The sequence below is a fragment of the Micromonospora echinaurantiaca genome (assembly GCF_900090235.1).
In the GTDB taxonomy this organism is placed as follows: domain Bacteria; phylum Actinomycetota; class Actinomycetes; order Mycobacteriales; family Micromonosporaceae; genus Micromonospora; species Micromonospora echinaurantiaca.
Window position 1 is genome coordinate 4,191,847 of record NZ_LT607750.1, and the last position, 25,458, is coordinate 4,217,304.

Below are 25,458 nucleotides of genomic sequence, written 5' to 3' on the forward strand. Positions count from 1 at the left end.
TGGCTGCCACTCGCCAAGGAGGTGGACGCCAGAGTCATCTCACGCCCGAGGAGGCCGCGACGGGAACTTGTGGGCGGGCGGAATCGCCATGCCTTTCCCTTCTGAGGGCTCGATGCGCAACCAGCCAGTTGACCAGGTAGAGGAGCGCCGACGTCGTGCCGAGGGCCCAGACCGCTGCGTGGTCCGACCATCCCAACAGCGCCGCGACCGTCACGGCACCGGTGACCACGACGAACCGCACGGCGTCCCAGGCGAATTGCATTGCCTGCCGGTTCAGCACGATCAGGGTCTGCGAGAGTGGCGCCGCCACAAACTGGGTGGCCATACTGATCGCCAACGCTTGGGCATAGCCTCCGCTCGCGTTCCAGCGCTGGCCGAAAACGAGCGGGAACAGGGCCGGCCCCGCCATCAGCACGATCAGACCACCGGCCGCAGCCACCACCGCGAGGAGCCGGCTGGCCCGCCGGAAGAGGACCTGCGCATGGGCCGGATCGTCGCGGACGATTCTGGAGAACTCGGCGAGATAGACCTGAGCGACAGCGGCGCCCACAAGCGCCACCGGCATTGCGAGAACCCTCTGAGTCAGCCCAAGCCAGCCCGCGACTGTCGCCCCATAGCAGTAAGCGATGATCAGCACCGGTAACTGCCCGCCCAGGATGTTGAGTAGCCCCGACGGAGCTAGCAGGATCGGGAACCGGCGGTAGCCGACCGCGCAGCGACGCAACCGAGCCGGGGCAGCACCAGCACTGGCCGCGGAGCCGGAGAAACCGCCACCACGTACCAGGCTCGCCGCGGCAACCGCATGACCGATGCCCTGCCCCACTATGAGACCGCCGGACTGCACCCCTGCGAAACCAGCGGAAACCTGTGCCAGAACGGTGCCGACGGACTGGTACAGATTGCGACGACCGATCGCGGCATAGCGACGGTGTCGGGCGGCGAGTTGATTGAGCACCACGACGGCGGCCATCACCGCGGCCAGCCCAGGTACCACCCAGAGCCAGGACCGGAGCTCGGGTTCGTTGAACGCCTCCGCTATCCGACCGCCGAGGAGCGCAACGCCCAGGGTGCCCAGAACCGCAGCGCTCGCGGCGGACAGCAGGCCGAGGAACACCAGGGCGTAGGCGTCGGGCTCAGCGCGCGGCAGCGGTACGGCCAACTCGAAGCGAAGGGCCGCCACGGTGCTGACTGTCGCCGCGAGCGTAACGGTGATCGTGAAGATGCCGAAGTCCGCCGGGTCATAGAGCCGAGACAGGACCGGAGTGCCTGCCAGCACCAGGACCTGTCCGCAGAGGGTGCCGAGGATGATGTTGAGCACTCCTCGTCGACTGACCGTCAGGCGGGCACGCAGGGCCTTCGGCAGCACCTCGCCCCTTTCGCCGCAGCCTCCCGCTCCGCCAGTCTCACAGTCGAGCTCCCGCCGCCACCGGGTGGTCCGGTCCGGTGGACCGCACCCGATGTCTGCCGGGTTCGAATGTCGGAGCTCGCCCGGTTGCGGTTCCGTACGCCGATGCCCGTCGTGCGGCACGTCGCCGGTCCTCCGCGGAAACCAAGAGGAAGGCAGGTCGACCCGAGCGGCTCCAGCGCGCCCCGCCGTACCAGATGAGGAGGTACGCGACGAGACCCAGGTTCATCAGGGCATCGGGCCCAGCAACCGTCCAGGTGCCAACGGTCGCGGTCACGCCGGCGTAACCGATCAACTCCAACGTGTTGTAGCTGGCTCTCCGCAGGCTCCGGAAGGTGAGTACCTGCAACGCGACGCCGAGCAGCGCGGCGAAGACCAGGACCCCCAGTGTGCCGAAGTTGTGGTGGGCTGAGCCCCAGAGCGACGGGGGCGCAGTGCCCACGGTCGATCCGTAGAGCGTCGCGAACACCTCGTTCGCCAGGGAACTGCCGCGGTCGCCCGGAAGGATGCCCTGGAGACCAGCCAACCACTCGCGCCCGTACTGCACAGGGAGCGATTCGGTGTATCGATACGCAGCGAGGCCGGAGAGCTGGTTGTCGTTGAGGAATCGGCGGTACAGCTCCTCGGAGGTCGCCGCCACCGGACTGTCAGCCGCTCCGGCGCTGCGGCCCAGTGCGTATGTGGCCAACAACGCGAAGGGCAATCCCATCGCAGGCAGCAGCAGCACCCACCGCGAGACACGCCGTCGATTGACCAGGAACACGTAGATCAGCAAGGTAACCAGGAACAGGATGAACGCACCGCGCTGCCCGGTGCCCAACAGTCCGAAGACCGCGAGTCCGACAAGCACCAGGCCGCCAAGCCGCGCCGCAAGCCCGGACCGCATGAAGACCCATGTCAGGATCACGACGACCAGCGCCGGGTAGATGACGTTCTTGAATTGATTGGCGTATCCGGGGAAGAGGTACGTTTCTCCCGCGTACGACTGGAGCCGCAGTGTTGCCACGTCTTGCGGGCTACCGCTGAGCTGCCCCTGCAGCCCGAGGAGGAAAGCGCTGTAGCCCACCGCTGCGAAGTAGGTGAGCATGATCGCCAGCGACAGTGCGGTCACCAGCAAGACAGGGCCCTTGGGCGGCACCAGGGACACCTGGAAAGTCCGCCGCTCACTCCGGGGCGGAGTGAGCTGCTCCGATCTGGTGCGTAGCGCCAGGTAGGTGACGCAGCTGGCCGCTATGTAGATCATCACCGCAGCGACCATCATCTGCAGGTATGCGTTGTCGACGGAGGAGCCGGGTTCGACCAGCGCAGCCGTACCGACGACCATCAGGAGCTGAGTACAAACGAACAACCCGTCCGGGGTCAGTACGCCGTAGTGGCGTACTGACAACAGGTAGTGCACCACTGCCAGCAGCAGTAGCGGCATCACAATCCACATCATTCTGGTAGATCCGTCCGTCTCCCGAGCGCCGGCCCGCCGGTCGCCGCAGTCCGTTCATGCAAATAGCCGAGCCACCCAGGCAGCGACCACGCGACTCATCGCCTGTCGGCGCGTTCGATTGCCGCAGTGACGTGCTGCTCCAGCGGCGCCCGGAGCCAGCTGGCGACCTGCTGACTGAGATGGTGCCGATCGATATAGACCAGGATGTTTCCGAGGATCGCCGGGCAGACCTCCGGACCACAGAGGTGATCGTTGAGGTCCAGGTACCGTCCGCCGTTGCGCCGCACCAACTCGGCCTCGCTTCGGGTGAAACCGACGTTGATGCCGGACGCTCGCCGCACCGCGCAGGCCATTGCGTCGGTCAACCGATCGGAGAGGCAGACGGGTACGTCCCCACGCGCATAGGGCGTGTCCGCGAGCACGGTGACGTTCGATACCGCACGAAGCCGGTCGAACATCCCCTCCATGCCCTCCCACCACTCGTCGTCCGGCACTCGGTCGCGTCCGGTCGCATTGGTGCCGTTCGCAACCAGCAGCAGGTCCGGCTGCTCCGCCACGATCCGTTCAAGCGCCTTCCTCCGCCACGTGGCGCACTCCCAGTACTCCCGCCCCAGGAAGGAGCTGTACTTACTCACCTCGGCTGTGGGGCATCCCGACTTGGTCAGCGAGACCAGTCGGATGCCCTGCGCTTCGGCTATCGTCCGCAGTGGCGGGAACCACTGTGCCGCGTGGGAGTCTCCGAACAGGACGATCGTGCGTTCGGAGTCGGTCTTGCCGTACTCACAACGATGGACTTCCACATCACGAAACTCGCTGTGGCAGCCGTCGTGGAAGACGGCCGGGAAGTCGTCTCGAGCCTCTCCTAGTGGCGGCGTCAGGTTGGCCGGCACATATCGGGTCCAATGCTCCGGCGCTGTGTGCGCCTGGACCTCGGCTGCGGCGAGCACCTGGGCGGGTCGGTCGAGGTGCAGGACCGGCGGAATCGCCAGCACCACGGCACAACCGGCGGCAACCAGCGTCGCCGCGCCCGCGGCGCCCACCGTCCGCCGGTGCCGAGCTGACAGCCAGGCATGATGCCGCAACGGCTGCTCCACGAACCGGAAGGTGAGGTAGGCGGCAACGGCCGTAACGGACAGCATTCCCAGCTTGGCGAGCCAACCAAGGGAACCACCACGTCCGGCTCCGGTGAGCAACAGCAACGGCCAATGCCACAGGTAGATCGAGTAGGAAAGAACACCGATGATGGTCAGTGGCCGACAACTGAGGACCACTTGAACCGGACCGCGACCCATGCTTCCGGAAATCAGCAACAGCACCGTACCGGCGACGGGCAGGGTGGCGATCCAGCCTGGGAATCCGGCGTGGTCGCCGAGGACGAAGGACCCGATCAGGATCGTCACCAGGCCAGCGATGCCCAGTACCTGCACCAGACGGGCCCCTGCCGGCGCCTTGCTTACGGTGAGGGCGACGAGCCCGCCGGCCGCCAACTCCCAGGCACGGGTGGGCAGACCGAAGAAGGCCCAGGGTTGGGCGACGACGGTGATCACCACGCACAGCCCGAGGGAGATGACCAGCACACCGCCCACCGCGATCCGGACGGCGGTCCGAGGGGACGCGGCCCGCCGCAGGAGCAAGGCGGCGATGACGAGCATGGCGGGCCAGAGCAGGTAGAACTGTTCCTCGACCGCGAGCGACCAGTACTGCTGGAACGGTGACGCACCGACGTGGTCTTGGAGGTAGTCGGTGTTGCGGATGGCGAACCAGTAGTTCGAGACGTAGGTCAGGGTTGCGAAAGCGTCTCGGCGCAGGTCGATCAGGGACAGTGGCGGCATGGCCAGACGCGCCAGCACGAAGGTAGCCACCGCGACCAGGATTGCGGCCGGCAGGAGGCGCCGTACTCGCCGAGCGTAGAAGTTCGCGAATGAGATTCGCCCAGTCTCGGCCAACTCCCTGGTCAGCAAACCGGTGATGAGGAAGCCGGAGATGACGAAGAAGACGTCGACGCCGACGAATCCCCCGTCGAAGCCCGGCACACCGGCGTGGTAAAGCACGACCATCGTTACCGCCAGACCGCGCATCCCCTCGATGTCAGCTCGAAAGGACGCCGATCTCGACTTGCCGACCTGCACTGACACCTCCCCACGAGGGCGGCGGAACACCGCTCCGTCCGCCATGCTAGGCCGGGAATTTCATGGTTTCAGGCGCTTTCGGCATCATTGTACGGATTCGAGGGCGGGCGGAACCATCAGGACTTCTGACTTAACGGGGCCAACGACACCGAGTTACGCCCAGCGCCAGCGAGGGGCGGGCTCTCCTGCTGCGGCCTTGTTACAGCCCCGCCGGCTCTACTGGCTCCCATCAGGACTGCGCCCGCCGGTACGCGGGTCTGGACGTCCGGAATGTGGTGAGGTGTAGGCATGGAACGGATCCGGCTCGGGCTGGTGCTGCACCCCACCCGGGACGTCTCCGAGGTGGTCGGGACCATCACCGACTGGGCGGCCCGGCATCGGATGGACCTGGCGGTACGCGCCGAGGACACGCACCGGGTGCCGGCCACGGTCGAGCCGCTACCGGTCGACGAGGTGGCCGCCGCGTCGAACGCCCTGGTCGCTATCGGCGGGGACGGCACGATGCTCGGCGCGCTGCGCTCCGCGGTACGTGACCCGAAGCCCGTGCTCGGCGTGCACGTCGGCAAGCTCGGCTTCCTGGTGGAGGTGGAGCCGCCGGACCTGCCACGAGCGCTGGAACGGCTGGCGAACAAGGACTTCACCGTCGAGCGGCACAGCTGCCTGGCCTGCGACGTCTGCGGCGACGACGTGGTCGCGTTCAACGACGTCGCGCTGGTCCGCCAGCCCGGTGCCGGCTTCGTCAACGCCACCCTCTCCGTAGACGGCCAGCAGTACGGCTACTACCGCTGCGACGCGCTGGTGGTGAGCACCCCGACCGGGTCGACCGCGTACAGCTACGCCGCCGGCGGACCGCTGATCTCCCCCGCCACCGACGCGGTGGTGGTGACGCCCTCCGCCCCGATGTCCGGCATCTCCCGCTCGGTGGTGCTCTCCCCGGAGGAGACCATCCGGCTGGACCTGCGGCCCGGCTCCGGGCCGGTCGCCGTCGAGATGGACGGTGTGATCATCCGGGACGCCGCGACCGAGGGGTCGGTGCAGGTGCGCTACCGGCGGGACGCGGGCCTGGTGGTCCGCCTGGACCCGCGCCGCTACCAGGAGCGCAACCAGCTCAAGCTGAGCCTGCTGGATCTTCCGCTGCTTCCCGAGCAGCTGCGCGAACTGCTCCCCGAGAACCTGCGCCAGCAGCTCAACCGCCGCGAGCTGCCCCCACCCCGCTGAACCGGGTCGAGGGCGGCTCAGGCCTGCTTGAGCACCTCTGAGACCAGGTCCTTCGCCTCCTGCTGGATGCGGGTGAGGTGCTCGGGGCCCTGGAACGACTCGGCATAGATCTTGTAGACGTCCTCGGTGCCGGAGGGCCGGGCGGCGAACCAGCCCGACTCGGTGGTCACCTTGAGGCCGCCGATCGGCGCGCCGTTGCCCGGCGCGGTGGTGAGCGTCGCGGTGATCGGCTCGCCGGCCAGCTCGGTCGCCGTCACCTGCTCCGGGGAGAGCTTGCCGAGCACCGCCTTCTCCTCCCGGCTCGCCGGGGCGTCGATCCGGGCGTACGAGGGCGCGCCGAAGCGCTCGGCCAGCTCGGTCCAGTGCTGGCTGGGGGTGCGCCCGGTGGTCGCGATGATCTCGGCGGCGAGCAGGCAGAGCAGGATGCCGTCCTTGTCGGTGGTCCAGGTGCTCCCGTCGCGGCGCAAAAACGACGCGCCGGCGCTCTCCTCGCCGCCGAAGCCGACCGCGCCGTCGAGCAGGCCGGGCACGAACCACTTGAAGCCGACCGGCACCTCCAGCAGCGGGCGGCCCAGATCGGCGGCGACCCGGTCGATCATCGACGAGGAGACCAGGGTCTTGCCGACCGCGGCGGCCGGCCCCCACTCGGTGCGGGTGCGGAACAGGTGGGCGATCGCGACCGCCAGGTAGTGGTTGGGGTTCATCAGCCCGACGTCCGGGGTGACGATGCCGTGCCGGTCGGCGTCGGCGTCGTTGCCGGTGGAGACCTGGTAGTCGGCGCGGGCGGCGATCAGCGAGGCCATCGCGTTCGGCGAGGAGCAGTCCATCCGGATCTTGCCGTCGCCGTCCAGGGTCATGAACCGCCAGGTGGGGTCGACGGTCGGGTTGACCACCGTGAGGTCCAGCCGGTGCCGCTCGGCGATCTCGCCCCAGTAGGCCACGCTCGCCCCGCCGAGCGGGTCGGCGCCGATGCGCACGCCGGCGGCGCGGATCGCGTCGATGTCGATGGCCGCCGGCAGGTCGTCCACGTAGCCGGCGAGGAAGTCGTACGTCCCGGTGGTGTCGGCGGCGCGGGCCCGGGCGTACGGGACGCGCCTGACCTCGGTCAGCCCGCCGGCCAGGATCGCGTTGGCCCGGTCCTGGATCCACTTCGTGACGTCGGCGTCGGCCGGGCCGCCGTGGGTGGGGTTGTACTTGAAGCCGCCGTCGTCGGGCGGGTTGTGCGACGGGGTGATCACGATGCCGTCGGCGAGCCCGGTGGTGCGCCCCCGGTTGTGGGTCAGCACGGCGTGCGACAGCGCCGGGGTGGGGGTGTAGCCGTCCCGGCTGTCCACCAGCACGGTGACCCCGTTGGCGGCGAGCACCTCCAGCGCGGTCACCGCGGCCGGAGCGGAGAGGGCGTGGGTGTCGCGGGCGAGGAAGAGCGGGCCGTCCGGGCCGCGCTCCCGGCGGTGGTCGCAGAGCGCCTGGGTGACGGCGAGGATGTGGTCTTCGTTGAACGCGCTGCGCAGGCTCGACCCGCGGTGGCCGGAGGTGCCGAAGGAGACCTGCTGCGCCGGGTCGTGCGGATCCGGGTGCTCGGCGTAGTAGGCGGTCACCAACCTCGGCACGTCGACCAGGTCGGCGGGCTCGGCGGGCTGGCCGGCACGGGGATGGGCCACTGCGGCAACCTCCTCAGGCGGGGACGGACGTCGACTCTTTCCCTCGGGCGGGCGGGGTCACACGTGGCGGTGCCTCACAGCTCCACCCGCTGGCCCTTGCCGATCACCACGACGCCGTTGTCCGACACGGTGTAGCGCTGCCGGTCCTTCTCCAGGTCGACGCCGATCTCGGCGCCCTCGGGCACGACCACGTTCTTGTCGAGGATGGCCCGGCGGACCACCGCGTGCCGGCCGATCTCGACGCCCTCCATCAGCACCGAACCGTCGACGTGCGCCCAGGAGTGCACCTTGACCTTGGGCGAGACGACCGAGTTCTCCACCAGCGAGCCGGAGATCACCGCGCCGGGCGAGACCATCGAGGCGACCGCCCGGCCGACCCGCTCGCCCCACTGGTGCACGAACTTGGCCGGCGGGTACGGCGGCTGCTCCGTGTAGATCGGCCACTCGAAGTTGTAGAGGTTGAACACCGGGTGCACGTTGATCAGATCCATGTGGGCGTCGTAGAACGAGTCGAGCGTCCCCACGTCGCGCCAGTAGCCGCGGTCCCGGTCGGTGCTGCCGGGCACCTCGTTGTCGCGGAAGTCGTAGACGTTCGCCTCGCCGCGCTCGACCATCATCGGGATGATGCTGCCGCCCATGTCGTGCTTGCTGGACTTGTCCTCCGCGTCGCGCTCGACGGCGTCGCAGAGCGCCTTGGTGGTGAAGACGTAGTTGCCCATCGAGGCGTAGATCTGGTCGGGGGCGTCGGGCAGGCCGACCGCGTCGGTGGGCTTCTCGCGGAACGCCCGGATCCGCCGGCCGTCCTCGCCGACCTCGATCACGCCGAACTGGTCGGCCATCGACAGCGGCTGCCGGATGCCGGCCACGGTGACCGCGGCGCCGGAGGCGATGTGGTCCTCCACCATCTGCCGCGGGTCCATCCGGTAGATGTGGTCGGCGCCGAAGACGATCACGTAGTCGGGCTGCTCGTCGTGGATCAGGTTGAAGCTCTGGTAGATCGCGTCGGCCGAGCCGGCGAACCACCAGGGACCGCGGCGCTGCTGCGCCGGCACCGGGGTCACGTAGTTGCCCAACAGGGTGGACATCCGCCAGGTCTTGGTGATGTGCCGGTCGAGCGAGTGCGACTTGTACTGGGTCAGCACCACGATCTTGAGGTAGCCGGCGTTGGCCAGGTTGGAGAGGACGAAGTCGACCATGCGGTACATCCCGCCGAAGGGGACGGCCGGCTTCGCCCGGTCCGTGGTGAGCGGCATCAGGCGCTTGCCCTCCCCGCCGGCCAGGACGATCGCGAGCACCTTGTCAGCCATGCTCCGACGCTATCCATCCGCGTCGGACTTCACCACTCGTACGGGCACACTTCTGCACTAGGGTGCGGGGGGTGACCGACTCCCCTCAGCTGCGCGTCGACCTGCTCACCCGGGAGTACCCGCCGGAGGTGTACGGCGGCGCCGGGGTGCACGTCGAGTACCTGGCCCGGGAGCTGCGCCGGCTGGCCGAGGTGCGGGTGCACTGCTTCGGCGCGCCGCGCACCGAGCCGGGCGTCACCGCGTACGCCGAGCCGTTCGCCCTCACCGGCGCGAACGCCGCGCTGCGCACCATGGGGGTGGACCTGGAGATGGCCGCCGGCTGCGCCGGCACCGACGTGGTGCACAGCCACACCTGGTACGCCAACCTGGCCGGACACACCGCGAAGCTGCTCTACGGGGTGCCGCACGTGGTCACCGCGCACAGCCTGGAGCCGCTGCGGCCGTGGAAGGCCGAGCAGCTCGGCGGCGGCTACGCGCTCTCCTCCTGGTGCGAGCGGACAGCGGTGGAGGCCGCCGACGCGGTGATCGCGGTCAGCGCCGGGATGCGCCGCGACGTGCTGGCCGCCTACCCGCAGGTGGACCCGGAGCGGGTCCGGGTGGTGCACAACGGCATCGACACCGGGCAGTACGCCCCGGACCGGGGCACCGACGTGGTGGACCGGCTCGGCATCGACCCGGCCCGGCCGAGCGTGGTGTACGTCGGCCGGGTCACCCGGCAGAAGGGGCTGCCGTACCTGCTGCGGGCGGCCCGGGACCTGCCGGCCGACACCCAGCTGGTGCTGCTCGCCGGCGCGCCGGACACCCCGGAGATCGCCGTCGAGGTGGAGAACCTGGTGCACGAGCTGCGGGCCACCCGCTCGGGGGTGGTCTGGGTGGCCGAGATGCTGCCCAAGCACGAGGTGATCCAGGTGCTCACGCACGCCACCGTCTTCGTCTGCCCGTCGGTCTACGAGCCGATGGGCATCGTCAACCTGGAGGCGATGGCGTGCGAGACCGCGGTGGTGGCCACCGCCACCGGCGGCATCCCGGAGGTGGTCGCCGACGGCGAGACCGGGCTGCTGGTGCCGATCGAGCAGGCCACCGACGGCTCGGGCCGCCCGCTGAACCCGGCGGCCTTCGTCGCCGACCTGGCGACCCGGATCAACGAGGTGCTGGCCGACCCGGAGCGGGCGGCCGAGTTCGGCCGGGCCGGCCGGCGCCGGGCGGTGGAACACTTCTCCTGGGACACCGTGGCCCGGCGGACGCTGGAGGTGTACCGGTCGGTGGGCGCCGTCGGCTGAGCCGCGCGGGAACGGATCACGCGCAGTAGGTTGGCGGGGTGACTGGACGGTTCCCGATCGAAGACGTCTCCCCCGTCGTCTCGTGCGGTCGCTACCCGGCCAAGGCCGTGGTCGGCGAGGCGGTGCCGGTCGCGGCGCGGGCCTACCGCGAGGGCCACGACGCGCTCGGCTGCAACGTGGTCTGGCGTGGGCCCGACGGGCAGCCGCGCCCGTTCACCCGGATGCGCCCGGGCGAGCCCGGCCAGGACCGCTGGCACGCCACCATCCGCCCGGACGCGGTCGGCGCCTGGACCTTCGCCGTCGAGGCGTTCCAGGATCCGTACCTCACCTGGCAGAACGCGGTCAGCAAGAAGATCGCCGCCGGTCAGGGGGCAGCCGAGCTGGCCAACGACCTGGCCGAGGGGGCGCGGGTGCTGACGGCGGCGCTCGAGCTGGTGCCGGCCGCCGACCGGGACCGGGTCCGCGCGGCGGCGGAGGCGCTGCGCGACGACGAGGTCGACCTGCCCCGGCGGGTAATCCCGGCCCTCGACCTGGCCGGGCTGCTCTGGGAGCACCCGGTGCGCGAACTGGTCACCACCGGCGAGGAGCACCAACTCTGGGTGGACCGGGAGCGCGCGCTCTTCTCCGCCTGGTACGAGTTCTTCCCCCGCTCGGAGGGGGCGGTCCCGGCCACCGTCGACGCGCCGGCCCGCTCCGGCACCTTCGCCACCGCCACCGAACGCCTGCCCGGCGTCGCCGCGATGGGCTTCGACGTGCTCTACCTGCCGCCGATCCACCCGATCGGCCGGATCAACCGCAAGGGCCGCAACAACTCGCTCACCGCCGGGCCGGACGACGTCGGCTCGCCCTGGGCGATCGGCGCCGAGGAGGGCGGGCACGACGCCATCCACCCCGACCTGGGTACGGCCGAGGACTTCCGGGACTTCATCGCCGCCGCCGCGGAGCAGGGCCTGGAGGTGGCGATGGACCTGGCGTTGCAGTGCGCGCCGGACCACCCGTGGGTAACCGAGCACCCGGAGTGGTTCACCACCCGGGCCGACGGCACCATCGCGTACGCGGAGAACCCGCCGAAGAAGTACCAGGACATCTACCCGCTGAACTTCGACAACGACCCGGAGGGGATCCGCGCGGAGATCCTGCGGGTGGTGCTGCACTGGGTCGGCGAGGGGATCCGGATCTTCCGGGTGGACAACCCGCACACCAAGCCGTTCGACTTCTGGCACTGGCTGATCTGGCAGGTCAAGCAGGTCGACCCGGACGTGCTCTTCCTCGCCGAGGCGTTCACCCGGCCGGCGATCATGCACGGGCTCGGCAAGATCGGCTTCACCCAGTCGTACACCTACTTCACCTGGCGCACCTCGGCGGCCGAGATGCGGGCGTACTGCGCGGAGCTGGTCGCGGCGGCCGACTACATGCGACCGAACTTCTGGCCGAACACGCCGGACATCCTGCACGAGTCGCTGCAGCACGGCGGCCCGCCGATGTTCAAGATCCGGGCGGTGCTGGCCGCCCTACTCTCCCCCTCCTGGGGCATGTACGCCGGCTTCGAACTCTTCGAGCACGAAGCCCGCCCCGGCGCCGAGGAGTACCTGGACAACGAGAAGTACGAGCTGCGCCCCCGGGACTGGGCCGGCGCGCAGGCGCAGGGCCGCTCGCTGGCCCCGTTCATCGCCACCCTGAACCGGGTCCGGCGGGACAACCCGGCCCTGCACCGGCTGCGCAACCTGGTCTTCCACGACATCGACAACCCGGCGCTGCTCTGCTGGTCCAAGCACGACCCGGACACCGGCAACGCGGTCATCGTGGTCTGCTCGTTCGACCCGCGCGAGGTGCAGTGGGGCAACACCACCCTGGACCTGCCCGCGCTCGGGTTCGACTGGCACGAGCGGTTCACCGTGCACGACGAGCTGACCGGCGCCCGGTACGAGTGGGGCCAGCGCAACGCTGTCCGGCTCGACCCGTACCTGCAACCCGCGCACGTGCTGACCGTGCGCCGCCCGACCGCTCCCGACACCCCGCCCCCGGCGGTGCCGGCCCCGGCCGAGCTGACCGTCGCCGACGTGCCCGCCGACCTGTCGGGCGGCACCGCCCCCACCGCACCCGCGCAGGAGGACGACGCCCGATGGAGCAGCTGATCACCGGCGCGACGCACGACCCGCACGCCGTGCTCGGCGCGCACCCCGCCGACGGCCGCACCACCATCCGCACCCTGCGCCGGGGCGCCGGCGACGTGGCCGTGCTGGTCGGCGAGGAGCGGCACCCGATGAAGCGGGTGCACGACGCGGGCGTCTTCGAGGCGGCGGTGCCGGGCACCGTCCTCGACTACCGGTTGGAGGTCGACGGCAGCGTCCACGACGACCCCTACCGCTACCCGCCGACGCTGGGCGAGCTGGACCTGCACCTGATCGGCGAGGGCCGGCACGAGCGGCTCTGGGAGGCGCTCGGCGCCCGGGTCTTCGACGAGGGGGTCGCCTTCACGGTCTGGGCGCCGAACGCTCGCGGGATGCGGGTGGTCGGCGACTTCACCGGCTGGGCCCCGGACGACGGCTGGCCGATGCGCTCGCTCGGCGCCAGCGGGGTGTGGGAGGTGTTCGTGCCCGGCGTCCGGGTCGGCGCCCGGTACAAGTACCGGGTGCACGGCGCCGACGGGCAGTGGCGGGACAAGGCCGACCCGTTCGCCGCGTACGCGGAGGTGCCGCCGGCCACCGCGTCGGTGGTGCACCACTCCCGCTACGAGTGGTCCGACGCCGCCTGGCTGGAGCGGCGGGCCGCCCGCCGGTCGCACCAGGAGCCGATGAGCGTCTACGAGGTGCACCTGGGATCCTGGCGGCCCGGCCTGGGCTACCGGGAACTGGCCGACGAGCTCACCGCGTACGTCACCGAGCTGGGCTTCACCCACGTGGAGTTCCTGCCGGTGATGGAGCACCCGTTCGGTGGCTCGTGGGGCTACCAGGTCACCGGCTACTACGCCCCCACCTCGCGGTTCGGCGACCCGGACGACTTCCGCTACCTGGTGGACCGGCTACACGGCGCCGGGATCGGGGTGATCCTGGACTGGGTGCCGGCGCACTTCCCCAAGGACGAGTGGGCGCTGGCCCGCTTCGACGGCACCCCGCTCTACGAGCACCCCGACCCGCGGCGGGGCGAGCACCCCGACTGGGGCACGTACGTCTTCGACTTCGGCCGCCGGGAGGTGCGCAACTTCCTGGTCGCCAACGCGCTCTACTGGTTGACGGAGTTCCACGTCGACGGGCTGCGGGTGGACGCGGTCGCCTCGATGCTCTACCTGGACTACTCCCGCCAGGAGGGGCAGTGGACGCCGAACGTGCACGGCGGCCGGGAGAACCTGGAGGCGATCGCGTTCCTCCAGGAGGTCAACGCCACCGTCTACAAGCACCACCCCGGGGTGGTGATGGTCGCCGAGGAGTCGACGGCCTGGCCGGGGGTGACCCGGTCGACCGCCGACGGCGGGCTCGGCTTCGGGTTCAAGTGGAACATGGGCTGGATGCACGACACCCTGCTCTACACCTCGAAGGACCCGATCTACCGGCAGCACCACCATCACCAGCTCACCTTCTCGCTGGCGTACGCCTGGAGCGAGAACTACGTGCTGCCGATCAGCCACGACGAGGTCGTGCACGGCAAGGGCTCGCTGGCCGGGAAGATGCCCGGCGACACCTGGCAGCGGCTGGCCAACCTGCGGGCGCTGCTGGCGTACATGTGGGCGCACCCGGGCAAGCAACTGCTCTTCATGGGCTGCGAGCTGGCCGACGACCGGGAGTGGAGCGAGGAGCGCGGGCTGGACTGGTACCTGCTGCACGACCCGGCCCGGGCCGGGGTGCAGCGGCTGGTCGGCGACCTGAACACGGTCTACCGGGACACCCCGGCGCTCTGGGCGCAGGACACCGAGCCGGCCGGCTTCCGCTGGATCGCCGGCGACGACGTCGCCAACAACACCGTGTCGTTCGTCCGGATCGCCCCGGACGGCTCCACGCTGGTCTGCGTGGCGAACTTCTCCGCCCTGCCGCTGCGCGACTACCGGGTCGGGCTGCCGTCCGGCGGCACCTGGGCGGAGGTACTCAACACCGACGCGCACCACTACGGCGGCTCGGGGGTGGGCAACCTGGGCGCGGTGCACGCCGAGGACGTGCCGTGGCACGCGATGCCGGCCTCCGCCGCGCTCCAGGTGCCCCCGCTGGGCGTGCTCTGGCTGCGACCGGCTTGACCGGGGCGGGCCTCCCGGCTCGCGCCGCGGCTGCCGACGATGCCCCTCAAGCCTGATACCTCAGAGTCATCAATATGCCTCTGAGGTATCAGGCTGGAAAGGGAAGTGCTATCCAGGTCGGTCGCCCTGCGTCACCACGCCGCCGTCCCGCCGCGGCGCGACCGCAGGCCCCGGCAGGTCACCGCCGGGCGGCGAGCACCGGCTCGGACGTCCGTCAGACCAGGCCCGCCTCGCGCAGCAGCTTCCACAGCCCGGCGCCGTCCGGCGCGGAGAGCCACTTCTGCCCCACCGGCCCCTGCGACGAGGGCCCGGCCGGAGCCGGCAAAGTACCGGCCAGCACCGCCTGGGTCGGCGAGAGCCGACGGATCGCCACCCCGGCCACGTTCTCCGGGTGGGCGACCACGAACTCGCGGTAGATCTCCTGGTCGTGCTGGCCGTCGTCGCCGACCAGCAGCCACCGCACGTCGGGGAACTCCTTGGCCAGCCGGGCCAGGGTGACCCGCTTGTGCTCGCGGCCACTGCGGAACCACCGGTCGGCCGTCGGGCCCCAGTCGGTGAGCAGCAGCGGCCCGGCCGGGTAGAGGTGCCGGGACAGGAACCGGGTCAGCGTCGGCGCGACGTTCCACGCGCCGGTGGAGAGGTAGAAGACCGGCGCTCCCGGGTGCGCGGTGACCAGCCGCTCGTAGAGCACCGCCATGCCGGGCACCGCGGTGCGGGCGTGTTCGTCCAGGACGAACGTGTTCCACGCGGCGAGCAGCGGGCGGGGCAGCGCGGTGACCATGACCGTGTCGTCGATGTCGGAGATGACACCGAACCGGACGTCCGGGTCGAGGATGCGTACCGGCGCCTCCACCGGCTCGGCGTCCGGCATGCTCAGCCGCACCGACCCCCAGCCGGGCGGCAGGTCGGCCGACACCACGGTGTCGATGAAGCCGCTGCGGTCGGCCTGCGCCTCGTGCCGCACCCCACCCGCCTCGATGGTCACCGTCACGTGCTTGGCCGGCAGGGTGGTGAAGCTGCGCCAGCCGCGCACCTTCTCCAGCCGGGCCCGCTGGCGGGTGTCCGGCCGGCCCAGCAGCACCCGGCACATCACCCGCACCCAACCCGGCGCGCCGTAGCCGGTGTACGCGATGATGTTGATCCGCCAGCCGGTGCGCCGCAGCCGGCGCTCGACCAGCTGGTGGATGGCGTCCTCGATCCGCGCGGCCCGGTGCAGGTGCGGTACGGCCAGCTGGCCGGCGGGAGTGGGTGGCACGTTTGCCACCCTGCCACACCCCGGCCAGGCCGGCCACGCGAGACGACCGCACCGCCCGGCGCCGGCTCCGCCGATCCGCCGCGCCCGTCCGGCCGTACGTGAAACACTCCGGTCGGGACGACGACGGGGGCGTTGGTCGTGTCGCAACCAGTGCGCAACCGGGAGCGTCGGCGCCCGCAGCTCGACCGGCCGGCGCTCGTCGCGCTGCTGTTCGGCCTGGTCGGGGTCGGCTACCGGCTCGTCCTGACGCTGCAGACCGTGCCCGTCTCCAACAGCGACGAGGCGACCTTCGGGCTGGCCGCGCTGCACATCGCCGAAGGCCGGCACCGCCCGGTCTTCCTGTACGGGCAGCGCTACATGGGGATGCTGGAGTCCTACCTGGCCGCGCCGCTGGTGGCGCTGGCCGGCCCGAGCTGGCCGGTGCTGCGGCTGCCGCTGCTGGCGCTCTACGCGCTCTTCCTCTGGCTGATCCACCGGCTCACCCGGCGGATCGCCTCGCCGTGGTTTGCCACCTTCGTCGTCGGCCTGCTGGCGCTCGGCTCGGAGCGGGTGATCCGCGACCAGGTCACCGTGGTCGGCGGCCGGCCCGAGGTGAAGGCGGCGGTGCTGCTGATGCTGCTGATCGTGGTGGGGCTCGCGCAGCGTACGCTCCGCCACCGGCGGCTGGCCGTCGGGCTGTTCGGCCTGCTCGCCGGGATGGCCGTCTGGTCGGACTGGCTGATCGTGCCGTACCTGGTGGTCGCCGGGCTGGCCCTGCTCTGGGTGCTCCGGCGGGAGCTGCTCGGCTGGGCCGGCGGACTGCTGCTGGTCGGCTTCGGGCTCGGCGTGGCGCCGATGGTCCGGGACAACCTGGTCGCCCCGCCCGGCGAGGACTCGGTGTCGGTGTTCCGCGAGATCAGCGCCGGAACCGGGGCCGTACCGCCGTGGTCCGAGCGGCTGCGCGGCGGGCTGCTGGAGGGGGTGCCGCTGGCCGGCGGGCTCTGCCCGGTCGACGGCTGCGCCCGCTGGCAGGAGTGGTTCGGGCTGCTCTACCCGGTGCTGCTGGTGGCCGCCGCGGCGGTGGCGGTGGTCGCGTACCGCCGCGGCGGCCCGCGCGGCCGGCGGGTCGGCCCGGTGGTGCAGCTCGCGCTGGTCGTCGGCGCCGCCGCCACCCTGGCGTCGTACCTGCGCAGCCCGCAGGCCGCCACCGACCCGCTGGGCAACGCGCGCTACCTGTCGGTGCTCCAGCTGTCGCTGCCGGCGGTGCTCTGGCCGCTCTGGCTGGCGGCGGTCGCCTGCTGGCGGGGCACGGTCGGGGTGGCCGGCCGGCTGACCGGCGCGCTCGCCACCGCCGCGCTGGCCGCGCTGGCCGCCACCACGCTCGTGGTCACCGTGCTCTTCGCCGCCGTCGGCACGGCGGCGTCGCGGACCGAGGAGCGGCAGGCCCGCGACCTGGCCGCCGCGGTGCGCGGCAGCGGCCTGCGCGAGGTGTACGCCGACTACTGGACCTGCAACCGGCTGGTCTTCAACACCGCCGAGGAGGTGGTCTGCGGGGTGCTCGACGGCCACCTCACCCCGGGGCAGAACCGGGTGCCGGCGTACTGGGACCGGGTGGGGCGGGCCGACCGGCCCGGCTACGTGGTCGAGGCCGGCTCGACCCTGGAATGGCGGCTGCGCCGGCTGCTCGGCGACCGGGCCGACGCCGCGCTGGTCACCGAGGCGGGCGGGTATCGCGTGTACCACCCGGCGGAGCCGGTGCGGCCGTGGCAGTAGGCCCGCCCCGTACGCTGACCGGGCCGGCCCGATCGCCGGCACGATCGAGGAGTCACCGATGCTCGTCCTGCTGCCACCCTCGGAGGGGAAGGCCGACGCCGGCACCGGCCGCCGGCTGGACCTGACCCGGCTCTCCCTGCCGGAGCTGACCCCGGCCCGGGAGGAGGTGCTGGCGGCCCTGGTCACTCTCGCCACCGGCGACCCGGAGACGGCGCGGGCCACGCTCGGGCTCAGCCCCGGGCAGGCCGGCGAGCTGCGGCGCAACGCCCGGCTGCGGGAGGCCGCCACGGCGCCCGCCGGCCGGATCTACACCGGGGTGCTCTACGAGGCGCTCGACCTGGCGTCGCTGCCCCCAGCGGCGCTGCGCGCGGCCCGCCGGTCGGTGCTGGTCAGCTCGGGTCTGTGGGGCGCGGTCCGGCTCACCGACCGGATCCCGCCGTACCGCTGCCCGATCGGGGTGAAGCTGCCGGGCGTCGGCGCGCTGGCGACGTGGTGGCGGCGGGCGCTGGCGCCGGCGATGATCGAGGCGGCCGGCGACGGGCCGGTGCTCGACCTGCGTTCCGGCGCGTACGCGGCGACCTGGACGCCCCGCGGCAAGCTGGCCGAACGCACGGTGACCGTCCGGGTGCTGCACGAACGCGACGTCAACGGGGTGCCCGTCCGGTCCGTGGTGAGCCACTTCAACAAGGCGACCAAGGGTCGGCTGGTCCGTGACCTGCTGCTCGCCGGCGCCCGGCCGCGGACCGCCGACGGGTTGGTGACGGCGCTGCGCGACCTGAAGTACCCGGTGCTGGAGCAGCCCACGGCAACCGGACGGCCACGGGTGGTCGACGTGGTGGTCACCGAGCTGTAGGGCAGCCGCAAGATTTCCTCAAGGCTGGCGCGGATCGGTACCGCGGGGGCGGCGCACGGGTAACGGTAAGGGGACCCGACGCCCCACGAGGAGCGCCCCTGTTGGAACCGACCCTGCTCGACCGCCCCCGGCTGCCGGCGACGCCGCCGCCGCTGGACTGGCTGACCCTGGCCGACGCGTTCGAGGCCGCCTGCCTGCTGCGCTGCATGCCCCCACCGGCCGGGGTCGGGCACCGGCAGCCGCCCCCGCCGCACCGCAACGGCACGGTGGAGTTCAACCGGGAGGAGGCGGCCCAGCGGATGCGGCAGCTGCTCGCCCGCCTCGACGTCCCGGTGGAGCACGAGCTGGCCGTCGGCGGGCTGCGCCGCCGCTACGAACTGCACCGGCTCTCGGTGCCCCGGGAACACCGGCCGGCGTACGCCCGGCTACTGGAGGCCGGCTGGCGGCAGGGGCGGCGGGAACTGCTCGGCGGGCCGTTCCCCGGCGCCTCGATGCCGCGCCGGGTGTGGCGGCCGCGGCTGGCCGCGGCGGCCTGGCGGGCCGCCCTGCTGGCCGGCGGACGGCACGTCCGCCGGCACATCCTCGGCGTACGGCTGACCGACCGGGAACTCGCCGCCGTGCTGATCCGCGGCGCCGCCCTGCTGGACGTCCCGGCGCTGCTCCGCCCGGGCACCGGCTGCTTCCTGGTCAGCGTCGCCGACGGCCCCGACCGTCAGCGCATCCTGCACAGCACCGCCCTCGGGCCGGCCAACCGGGCCAGCTGAGCCCACCGGCCTCCCGGCGGTGGTGCTGCACGGCGGCCCCCGCTCCGGCGCCCCGGCCCGACCGGGGCCGCCGGCCCCGGCCCGCGCAGGACGAACCGCTCGACCGCCTCGGCCGGCCCGGGCTCCGGGCTTGCGTGCCGTCGCCCGCAGGGCGCAGAGTGCAGCGCGTGAGTCGATTCCGGTCCCGTCGCGCCCGCCCGCGCCCCGCCCGCCCGCGGGCGCTGCTGGCGCTGCTGCTGGTCGCGGCGCTGACCGGCGTCGCCGGCTGCCGCGACGCCCCCGCCGCGTCGGTGCCGATCCGGATCGCCACCGGCAGCCCGACCGCCGTCTACCACGCCTTCGGGCAGTCGCTGGCCGCCATCCTCAACCGGGAGCTGCCCGGGGTGCGCGCCAGCGTGGTGGTCACCGCCGCCTCCGCGGAGAACGTCCGGCTGGTCGGCGCCGGCGACGCCGAGCTGGGCTTCACCCAGGCCGACGTGCTGCCGGCCGCGCCCGCCACGCACCCGTCGGTGCTCGCGGTGGCCCGGGTCTACGACGACCTGCTGCACCTGGTCACCACCGCCGGCGGCCCGGTGCGCACGCTGGCCGACCTGCGCGGCCGGCGGGTGTCGGTGGGCGCGGCCGGCTCCGGCACCGAGATCACCGCGAGCCGGCTGCTGGCGGTGGCCCAGTTGGGCGACAACGCGGTCCACCGCGAGCGGCTGGGCCTGGACGACTCGGTCGCTGCGCTGCGGTCCGGGCGGATCGACGCGTTCTTCTTCTCCGGCGGGCTGCCGGTACGGGCCGTCGAGGAGCTGTCCGGCGCCACCGCCATCCGGATCGTCGACCTGGGCGACTGGACCGATCCGCTGCGCCACGGCAACCCCGAGGTGTACGTCTCCCGGGACATCCCCCGCTCCGTGTACGGCGTGGACCCGGTCACCACGGTGGCCAACCCGAACTTCCTGGTCGTCCGGGCCAACCTGCCGGAGTCACTGGTCCGGGAGGTGACCCGGCTGCTGATGGAGCGCCGGGCGGAGCTGGCCGCCGCGCATCCGGCGGCCGGGCGGATGAGCCCCCGCGCGGCGATCGCCACCGCCCCGCTGCCGCTGCACCCCGGCGCCGCCGCCTGGTACCGCGCCACCAAACCCTGATCCCAACGGTGATCGTCTGACGGTGGGCAGGTCCACGGTCGCCCTCCCGGCCTGCTCACGATCAGACGATCACGGCGCCCCGGGGTGTGGGGGCGGTGGGTGTGGAGTCGGGGGGTGGGGGGTGGTCGGTGGGGGTGGGGAACCAGAGGCCGGCGACGAGGCCGCGGGGCTGCCCGGGGCGCATGGTGAGCCGCCCGTCCGAGGCGTCCGCCAGCACCGCGGCGATGGTCAGGCCCAGCCCGGCGCCGTCGACGTTCTGCACCTCCGGCGCCCGCCAGAAGCGTTCCGTCGCCTGGCCCAGCTGGCTGGCGGTCATCCCCGGGCCGGTGTCCCGCACCTCCAGCGCGATCCCGCCGTCCTGCCGCCGGACGGTCACCGTCACCTCCCCGCCGGCGCCGCTGAACTTCACCGCGTTGTCGATCAGCGCGTCCAGGGCCTGGTCGATGGCGGTCGGCACGGTCCGCGCGTACGCGGGCGCGTCGGTGGCCACCAGCCGGAGGGTGACCGACCGGTGCCGGGCCAGCGGCTCCCAGGCGGACATCCGGGCGGCGGCCACCTCCGCCGCGTCCACGGTCACCCGCTGGTTCTCCCGCCGCTCGGCGCGGGCCAGGGTGAGCAGCGCGTCCAGCACCAGGGCCAGCCGGTCGGTCTCCTCCAGGGCGAGCCGGTGCTCCGCGCGCCCCTGCGGATCGGTCAGGCTCGGCCCCAGTTCCTCCACCCGCAGCCGCAGCGCGGTGAGCGGATTGCGTAGCTGATGACTGGCGTGCGCGACGAAGGCGCGTTGCCGGTCCATCACGTCCGACACCACGTCGGCCATGTGGTTGAAGCTGGTCGCCAGCCGGCGCAGCTCGGGCGGACCCAGCCGGTGCTGCACCCGGGCGCCCCGGTCCCCCTCGGCGATCTCGTGGGTGACCGCGTCCAGTTCGGTGACCGGGCGAAGCACCCAGCCGGCCAGGCCGAACGCGGTGAGCACGCAGGCCAGCACCGCGAGCAAACCCAGCCCGGCAAGCAGCAGCCACCAGGTGGTGACGGTACGGCGGACCGCGTCGGCCGGGGTGGCGGTGACCACCGCGCCGAGCACCTCGCCGCCGTCGTTGATCGGCACCGCCACCACGATCGGCCCGTCCACCCACGGCCAGACCGACTCCGGTCCGCTGGCCTGCTGGCCGGAGAGGGCGGTGTCCAGCGCCGCGCCGGTGCCCGGGGCGGCCCGCCAGCTCGCCGAGGCGACCACGGTACGGCGGTCCCGGTCGACCACCGCCGCGCCGATCCCGTACAGCTCGTCGTAGCTGCGCAACTCGTTGTCGATCGGGCCGGGCGTTCCGCCGCGCAGCGCCGGCCCCGCCAGCGAGGCGAACCGGGTCGCGTCGGCGAGCCGGTCGGCGCGGACCCGGTCGGTCTCCCGGGTGGCCAGGGTGGCCGCCAGCGGGGTCTCCAGCGCCATCAGGACCAGCACCATCAGCAGCAGATAGCTGATCACCAGGCGGCGGCGCACCAGTGCCCCCTCACTCGCCGCGCAGCCGGTAGCCGACCCCGCGCACCGTCTCCACCAGGCGCGGGTCGCCCAACTTGCCGCGCAGCGAGCCGACGTGCACCTCAACGGTGTGCCGGTCGGCCCAGGTGGTGCCCCAGGCGTCGAGCAGGATCCGGTCGCGGGGCACCGCCACCCCCGGCTGCCGGGCCAGCGAGAGCAGGATGTCGAACTCCTTGCGGGTGAGCGCCACCGCCCGGCCGGCCACGGTCACCGTACGGGCCGCCACGTCGATCCGGACCGGCCCGGACTCGATCAGGTTGCGCTCGGGCACGGTGTGCGCGGCCCGGCGCAGCACCGCCTCGATCCGGGCCTGCAGCTCCACCATCGAGAACGGCTTGACCACGTAGTCGTCCGCGCCGAGCCGCAGCCCGAGCACCCGGTCCCGCTCCTCGCCCCGGGCGGTCACCGCGATGATGCCGAGTTGCGAGCTGCGCCGGCGCAGCTCCCGGCACAGGTCGGTGCCGTCGCCGTCGGGCAGGGTCAGGTCGAGCAGGACCAGGTCGCAGGGGGCGGCGGAGAGCGCGGCGGCGACGGTGGCGGCGTGCTCGACCTCGTAGCCCCGCCGGGTGAGGGCGGACGAGAGCGCGGCGGCCACCCGGCGGTCGTCCTCGACCAGCAGGATGCGCAAGCGGGTCCCCCATTCGTCGGTCCGTCGACCCGAATGGTGGCAGAAGCCGGACCGGGGCGGGAGGGCCGGCCCCGGTGGTACGGCGTCGGTCGGACGCGCTAGAGGCCGAAAGTGTCGTCGGCGACGGCGTCCCGGACTCCGTCCACGAAGCCCCGGAAGCCGGGATCGTCGTGGCTGGCCGGCACGCTGGTCACGTTCTCCCCGGTGGCCTGGGTGACCGCGTCGACCAGCGGCGGGAAGTCGATCTCGGCGTCGGCCAGGGTGTCGTCGTCGGCCTCGCCGAGGTTGATCACGTGCTGCACGTCCTCGCTCGGCGTGTCCGGGTCCTCGGCCCACTCCCCGCCGGCCTGGTAGCACTCGTCGTACAGCGCGCGCTGGCTGTCGGTCCAGTCGTCGTCGTAGCTCTGCATCGCCATCCCTCTCCGAACCGCTCCACCTGAGCATGCCGGGCCGGAGGCGACGGACGGGCCGGTACCGGCGAAACCGGCCGCGCCGGGACGAGCCGCCCGCCGCCCTCCCGGGCGCGTAGGCTCCCGATGTGATCTACAAGCTGCTGCCGACCACCGAGTGGGACGAGGCGCTGGCCGCCGGGCGCCTGGCGGGCACGGCCGTGGACCGGCAGGACGGCTTCGTCCACCTCTCGGCCGCCGACCAGGTGGTGGAGACGGCCCGCCGGCACTTCGCCGGCGTCACCGGGCTGACCCTGCTGACCGTCGACCCGGCCCGGCTGGGCGACGCGCTGCGTTGGGAGCCGTCCCGCGGTGGGCAGCTCTTCCCGCACCTGTACGGCCCACTGCCGGTGGCCGCCGTGGTGGCCGCGCAGGCGCTGCCGGCGGACACCCCGGCCGCCGACGCGGTGGCCGCCCTGCTCGACTGAGCGGTTCCCGGCGTACGCCGGACAGGGCCGCGCCCGGGACGACGTGGTCGTCCCGGGCGCGGCGAGGTCGGTGCGCGCGCGCTCAGCGGTGGCAGAGCCGGGCGATCTCCTCCTGGAACCGGTCCATCGGGTTGGCCTCCGCCGGGCCGAGCAGGTAGGTCTTCAGCTCCCGGCGGGCCTCGGTCAGCGGGTCGTCGCCGGCCCGGGTCAGCGAGACGATCTTCTCCAGCTCGCCGCAGTCGGCGGAGAGCAGGTACGCCGCGCGGGCGGTCGGGTACTCCCGGCGGAACTCGTCCTCCGGCAGCCCGCCCGGGTTGGCCACCACGTACGGCCGCTGGCTCTGCACGAAGTCGGAGACCACACTGGACACGTCGCTGATCAGCAGGTCGGTCTGGTTGAAGCAGTCGAACAGCGCCGGCGTGCGGCCGGTGACCACCAGGTGCCGGGTGCCGTCCAGCGAGGTCGCGTCGGTGTCGCCGCCGGCGGCCCGGATCCGCCCCACGATCCGGTCGTGCACCGCCTTGGCCTCCTTGGCCCGCGAGCCGGTCAGCGGGTGCGGCTTGTAGACCAGCCGGATCCGGGGCGAGACGGCGAGCAGCCCCTTGACGATCCGCTCGCCCATCAGCACCAGCGAGGTGTGGTAGGGGTCGTCGTCGAGCCAACCCTCCCAGGTGGGTGCGTAGAGGACGGTGAACGGCCGGTCCACCGCCTCGGCGCCGAAGGTGTGCACGCCGGCCAGCTGCGGGCGTCCGATCTCGACGATGTCGGAGTCCAGCACGCCCACTCCGGCCCGGGCGTACCGCTCGCGGCCGGCGAGCCCGGCCACCCAGACCTCGTCGTACACCTTGCTGTAGGGGTTGACGCTGGCCGCCTTGTCGCTGTCGCCGTGCCCGACGAAGACGTGCTTCATGCCCGGCTCGCGGAGCATGTGGATGTTCGCGCCCACGTTGGCGGCGTAGAGCGCCGCGCGCACGCTGCCCAGTTCGAGGTTCATGAAGTCCACCCCGGCCGGTACGCAGATCACCGGCAGCCGGGTGTCGGCGAGTTCGAGGAACGCCTCCTTGTTGCGCAGCAGCACCACCGCGCGCTGCTGCAGCGCCTCGGTCGGGGCCAGCCACATGTTGGCCTGGTAGACGTCCTTGGCCGGGCCGGCGAAGTAGAGCGCCACCTCGGGGCGGTAGGTGTCCAGCCAGCGCTGCACGGCGGGCAGCAACGGGCTCTGCCCGCTGCCCCGGCCGCGCAGCCAGGTCAGCGCGACGATCGCGCCGACCACCCCGGTCACCGCGACCGCCACCGCCGCGGTCACCAGGAACGGGGCCGCGTCGTCCGACACCGCGGCCACCACCGCGGCCGGCACCAGCAGCACGTTGACCACCGGCATCCGGTCACCGGCGATGGCGGACGCCCAGGCCGGCGGCTCGGGAGCCGAGCGGAGCCGACCCAGCTCGATGTTGCGCACCAGCGCCGACTGCGGATTGCGCCGCTCGATCATGGTGACCAGCGCGCCGGAGAAGACCGCGACCACCCACACCGCGGCGGGCAGCACCAGCAGCAGGCTGAGCTCGACTCCGCTCAGCGCCACCTCGGCGGCCACCAGCAGCACGCTCGCCAGGTCGCGGGTCAGCTGCCGGTACCCGCGGTTCAGGCCGACCTTCTCCAGCAGCACGTCGGAGGCGGGCGACCAGCGCATCAGGGCGAATTCGCCGAGCACGGCGACCAGCCCGGCGACGGCGAACAAGCCGATCCAGCCGAGTGCGCCCGCGGCGAGCATGACCAGGTAGGACAACACCAGCAGCGCGCCGCGGGCGGCAACTCCGATGCGTCCTGTCAACGTGCCGAACAACGAGTACGCTCCCTACGAAGATCGATGACGGGCCGGGCCCATGTCGTGCTCTTCCCCCCGCGGCGGGCCGTCAGCGCGTGCTGCGACCTTAACGCGAAGGGACAGCCGGGCGTCGCTCGGGTATCCGGCACCTTTCGGTCAAACCCCGCACCCGGC

19 protein-coding genes are annotated in these 25,458 nt (G+C 72.4%); 9 read left to right on the forward strand and 10 right to left on the reverse strand.

Annotated elements, in window-relative coordinates; all coding sequences use genetic code 11:
• Positions 1–34 precede the first annotated feature (34 nt).
• The 3 genes from GA0070609_RS18875 to GA0070609_RS18885 form a co-directional block, all read right to left on the reverse strand.
• On the reverse strand, positions 35–1,366 hold the full coding sequence (locus tag GA0070609_RS18875) for a lipopolysaccharide biosynthesis protein (RefSeq protein WP_157748240.1): 1,332 nt from the start codon (positions 1,364–1,366) through the stop codon (positions 35–37).
• 37 nt (positions 1,367–1,403) lie between these two features.
• Positions 1,404–2,828: an O-antigen polymerase gene (locus tag GA0070609_RS18880; protein ID WP_157748241.1), complete on the reverse strand. Its 1,425-nt coding sequence runs from the start codon at positions 2,826–2,828 to the stop codon at positions 1,404–1,406.
• A gap of 110 nt (positions 2,829–2,938) precedes the next feature.
• Positions 2,939–4,972 (reverse strand): acyltransferase family protein, encoded by a 2,034-nt coding sequence (locus GA0070609_RS18885; protein WP_157748242.1) that lies wholly within the window; start codon positions 4,970–4,972, stop codon positions 2,939–2,941.
• 288 nt (positions 4,973–5,260) lie between these two features.
• Here GA0070609_RS18885 and GA0070609_RS18890 point away from each other — a divergent pair, with 288 nt between their 5' ends.
• Entirely contained in the window at positions 5,261–6,190 is a 930-nt protein-coding gene (locus GA0070609_RS18890; RefSeq protein ID WP_088995012.1) for an NAD(+)/NADH kinase, read from the forward strand.
• Between the two features lie 17 nt (positions 6,191–6,207).
• On the opposite strand, the gene pgm is transcribed toward GA0070609_RS18890, so the two are convergent.
• Both pgm and glgC read right to left on the reverse strand, forming a co-directional pair.
• On the reverse strand, positions 6,208–7,851 hold the full coding sequence (gene pgm, locus GA0070609_RS18895; RefSeq protein ID WP_088995013.1) for a phosphoglucomutase (alpha-D-glucose-1,6-bisphosphate-dependent): 1,644 nt from the start codon (positions 7,849–7,851) through the stop codon (positions 6,208–6,210).
• A 74-nt stretch (positions 7,852–7,925) separates the two neighbouring features.
• The gene (gene glgC / locus GA0070609_RS18900) at positions 7,926–9,158 is read right to left on the reverse strand and encodes a glucose-1-phosphate adenylyltransferase (protein ID WP_088995014.1); all 1,233 of its coding nucleotides are present in this window, start codon (positions 9,156–9,158) and stop codon (positions 7,926–7,928) included.
• Between the two features lie 71 nt (positions 9,159–9,229).
• On the opposite strand from glgC, the gene glgA reads away from it, so the two are divergent.
• The 3 genes from glgA to glgB are packed head-to-tail and all read left to right on the forward strand — an operon-like array spanning position 9,230 to position 14,663.
• Positions 9,230–10,438, forward strand: coding sequence for a glycogen synthase (gene glgA, locus GA0070609_RS18905; RefSeq protein WP_172899366.1), 1,209 nt, complete (start codon positions 9,230–9,232; stop codon positions 10,436–10,438).
• 38 nt (positions 10,439–10,476) lie between these two features.
• On the forward strand, positions 10,477–12,573 hold the full coding sequence (locus tag GA0070609_RS18910) for an alpha-1,4-glucan--maltose-1-phosphate maltosyltransferase (protein ID WP_088995015.1): 2,097 nt from the start codon (positions 10,477–10,479) through the stop codon (positions 12,571–12,573).
• Positions 12,561–14,663, forward strand: coding sequence for a 1,4-alpha-glucan branching protein GlgB (glgB, locus tag GA0070609_RS18915; RefSeq protein ID WP_088995016.1), 2,103 nt, complete (start codon positions 12,561–12,563; stop codon positions 14,661–14,663). Before GA0070609_RS18910 ends, glgB begins: the two co-directional genes overlap by 13 nt.
• Positions 14,664–14,877: 214 nt before the next feature.
• Here glgB and GA0070609_RS18920 read toward each other — a convergent pair whose 3' ends face one another.
• Positions 14,878–15,918, reverse strand: coding sequence for an App1 family protein (locus tag GA0070609_RS18920; RefSeq protein WP_088995017.1), 1,041 nt, complete (start codon positions 15,916–15,918; stop codon positions 14,878–14,880).
• A 138-nt stretch (positions 15,919–16,056) separates the two neighbouring features.
• Here GA0070609_RS18920 and GA0070609_RS18925 point away from each other — a divergent pair, with 138 nt between their 5' ends.
• The 4 genes from GA0070609_RS18925 (at position 16,057) to GA0070609_RS18940 (ending at position 20,420) form a co-directional block, all read left to right on the forward strand.
• Entirely contained in the window at positions 16,057–17,670 is a 1,614-nt protein-coding gene (locus GA0070609_RS18925; RefSeq protein ID WP_231928335.1) for an ArnT family glycosyltransferase, read from the forward strand.
• Positions 17,671–17,728: 58 nt separating this feature from the next.
• On the forward strand, positions 17,729–18,523 hold the full coding sequence (gene yaaA / locus GA0070609_RS18930; protein ID WP_088995019.1) for a peroxide stress protein YaaA: 795 nt from the start codon (positions 17,729–17,731) through the stop codon (positions 18,521–18,523).
• Positions 18,524–18,621: 98 nt separating this feature from the next.
• Positions 18,622–19,287 (forward strand): hypothetical protein, encoded by a 666-nt coding sequence (locus GA0070609_RS18935; protein WP_172899531.1) that lies wholly within the window; start codon positions 18,622–18,624, stop codon positions 19,285–19,287.
• 158 nt (positions 19,288–19,445) lie between these two features.
• Entirely contained in the window at positions 19,446–20,420 is a 975-nt protein-coding gene (locus tag GA0070609_RS18940; protein ID WP_408630603.1) for a TAXI family TRAP transporter solute-binding subunit, read from the forward strand.
• Between the two features lie 61 nt (positions 20,421–20,481).
• On the opposite strand, the gene GA0070609_RS18945 is transcribed toward GA0070609_RS18940, so the two are convergent.
• From GA0070609_RS18945 to GA0070609_RS18955, 3 genes are all read right to left on the reverse strand, one after another.
• Positions 20,482–21,915 carry a sensor histidine kinase gene (locus GA0070609_RS18945; RefSeq protein ID WP_088995022.1) on the reverse strand — a complete coding sequence of 478 codons (1,434 nt, stop codon included), beginning with the start codon at positions 21,913–21,915 and terminating at the stop codon, positions 20,482–20,484.
• A gap of 10 nt (positions 21,916–21,925) precedes the next feature.
• Positions 21,926–22,582, reverse strand: a complete 657-nt coding sequence (locus tag GA0070609_RS18950; protein WP_088995023.1) for a response regulator transcription factor — start codon at positions 22,580–22,582, stop codon at positions 21,926–21,928.
• A gap of 98 nt (positions 22,583–22,680) precedes the next feature.
• A complete protein-coding gene (locus GA0070609_RS18955; protein ID WP_088997826.1) occupies positions 22,681–22,992 on the reverse strand; it encodes a hypothetical protein in 312 nt (103 codons plus the stop codon).
• Between the two features lie 128 nt (positions 22,993–23,120).
• Between GA0070609_RS18955 and GA0070609_RS18960 the strand changes: the two genes are divergently transcribed.
• Positions 23,121–23,459, forward strand: a complete 339-nt coding sequence (locus GA0070609_RS18960) for a DUF952 domain-containing protein (protein WP_088995024.1) — start codon at positions 23,121–23,123, stop codon at positions 23,457–23,459.
• Positions 23,460–23,541: 82 nt separating this feature from the next.
• Here the strand turns inward: GA0070609_RS18960 and GA0070609_RS18965 are convergent, their stop codons facing one another.
• Entirely contained in the window at positions 23,542–25,302 is a 1,761-nt protein-coding gene (locus GA0070609_RS18965) for a CDP-glycerol glycerophosphotransferase family protein (protein WP_088995025.1), read from the reverse strand.
• Between the last annotated feature and the right edge of the window lie 156 nt (positions 25,303–25,458).

Coding starts and splice junctions, on each gene's coding strand:
- GA0070609_RS18880 (WP_157748241.1), bottom strand. CDS start 2,828: ATGCCGCTACTGCTGCTGGCAGTGGTGCACTACCTGTTGTCAGTACGC.
- yaaA (WP_088995019.1), top strand. CDS start 17,729: ATGCTCGTCCTGCTGCCACCCTCGGAGGGGAAGGCCGACGCCGGCACC.
- GA0070609_RS18955 (WP_088997826.1), bottom strand. CDS start 22,992: ATGCAGAGCTACGACGACGACTGGACCGACAGCCAGCGCGCGCTGTAC.
- glgC (WP_088995014.1), bottom strand. CDS start 9,158: ATGGCTGACAAGGTGCTCGCGATCGTCCTGGCCGGCGGGGAGGGCAAG.
- glgB (WP_088995016.1), top strand. CDS start 12,561: ATGGAGCAGCTGATCACCGGCGCGACGCACGACCCGCACGCCGTGCTC.
- GA0070609_RS18890 (WP_088995012.1), top strand. CDS start 5,261: ATGGAACGGATCCGGCTCGGGCTGGTGCTGCACCCCACCCGGGACGTC.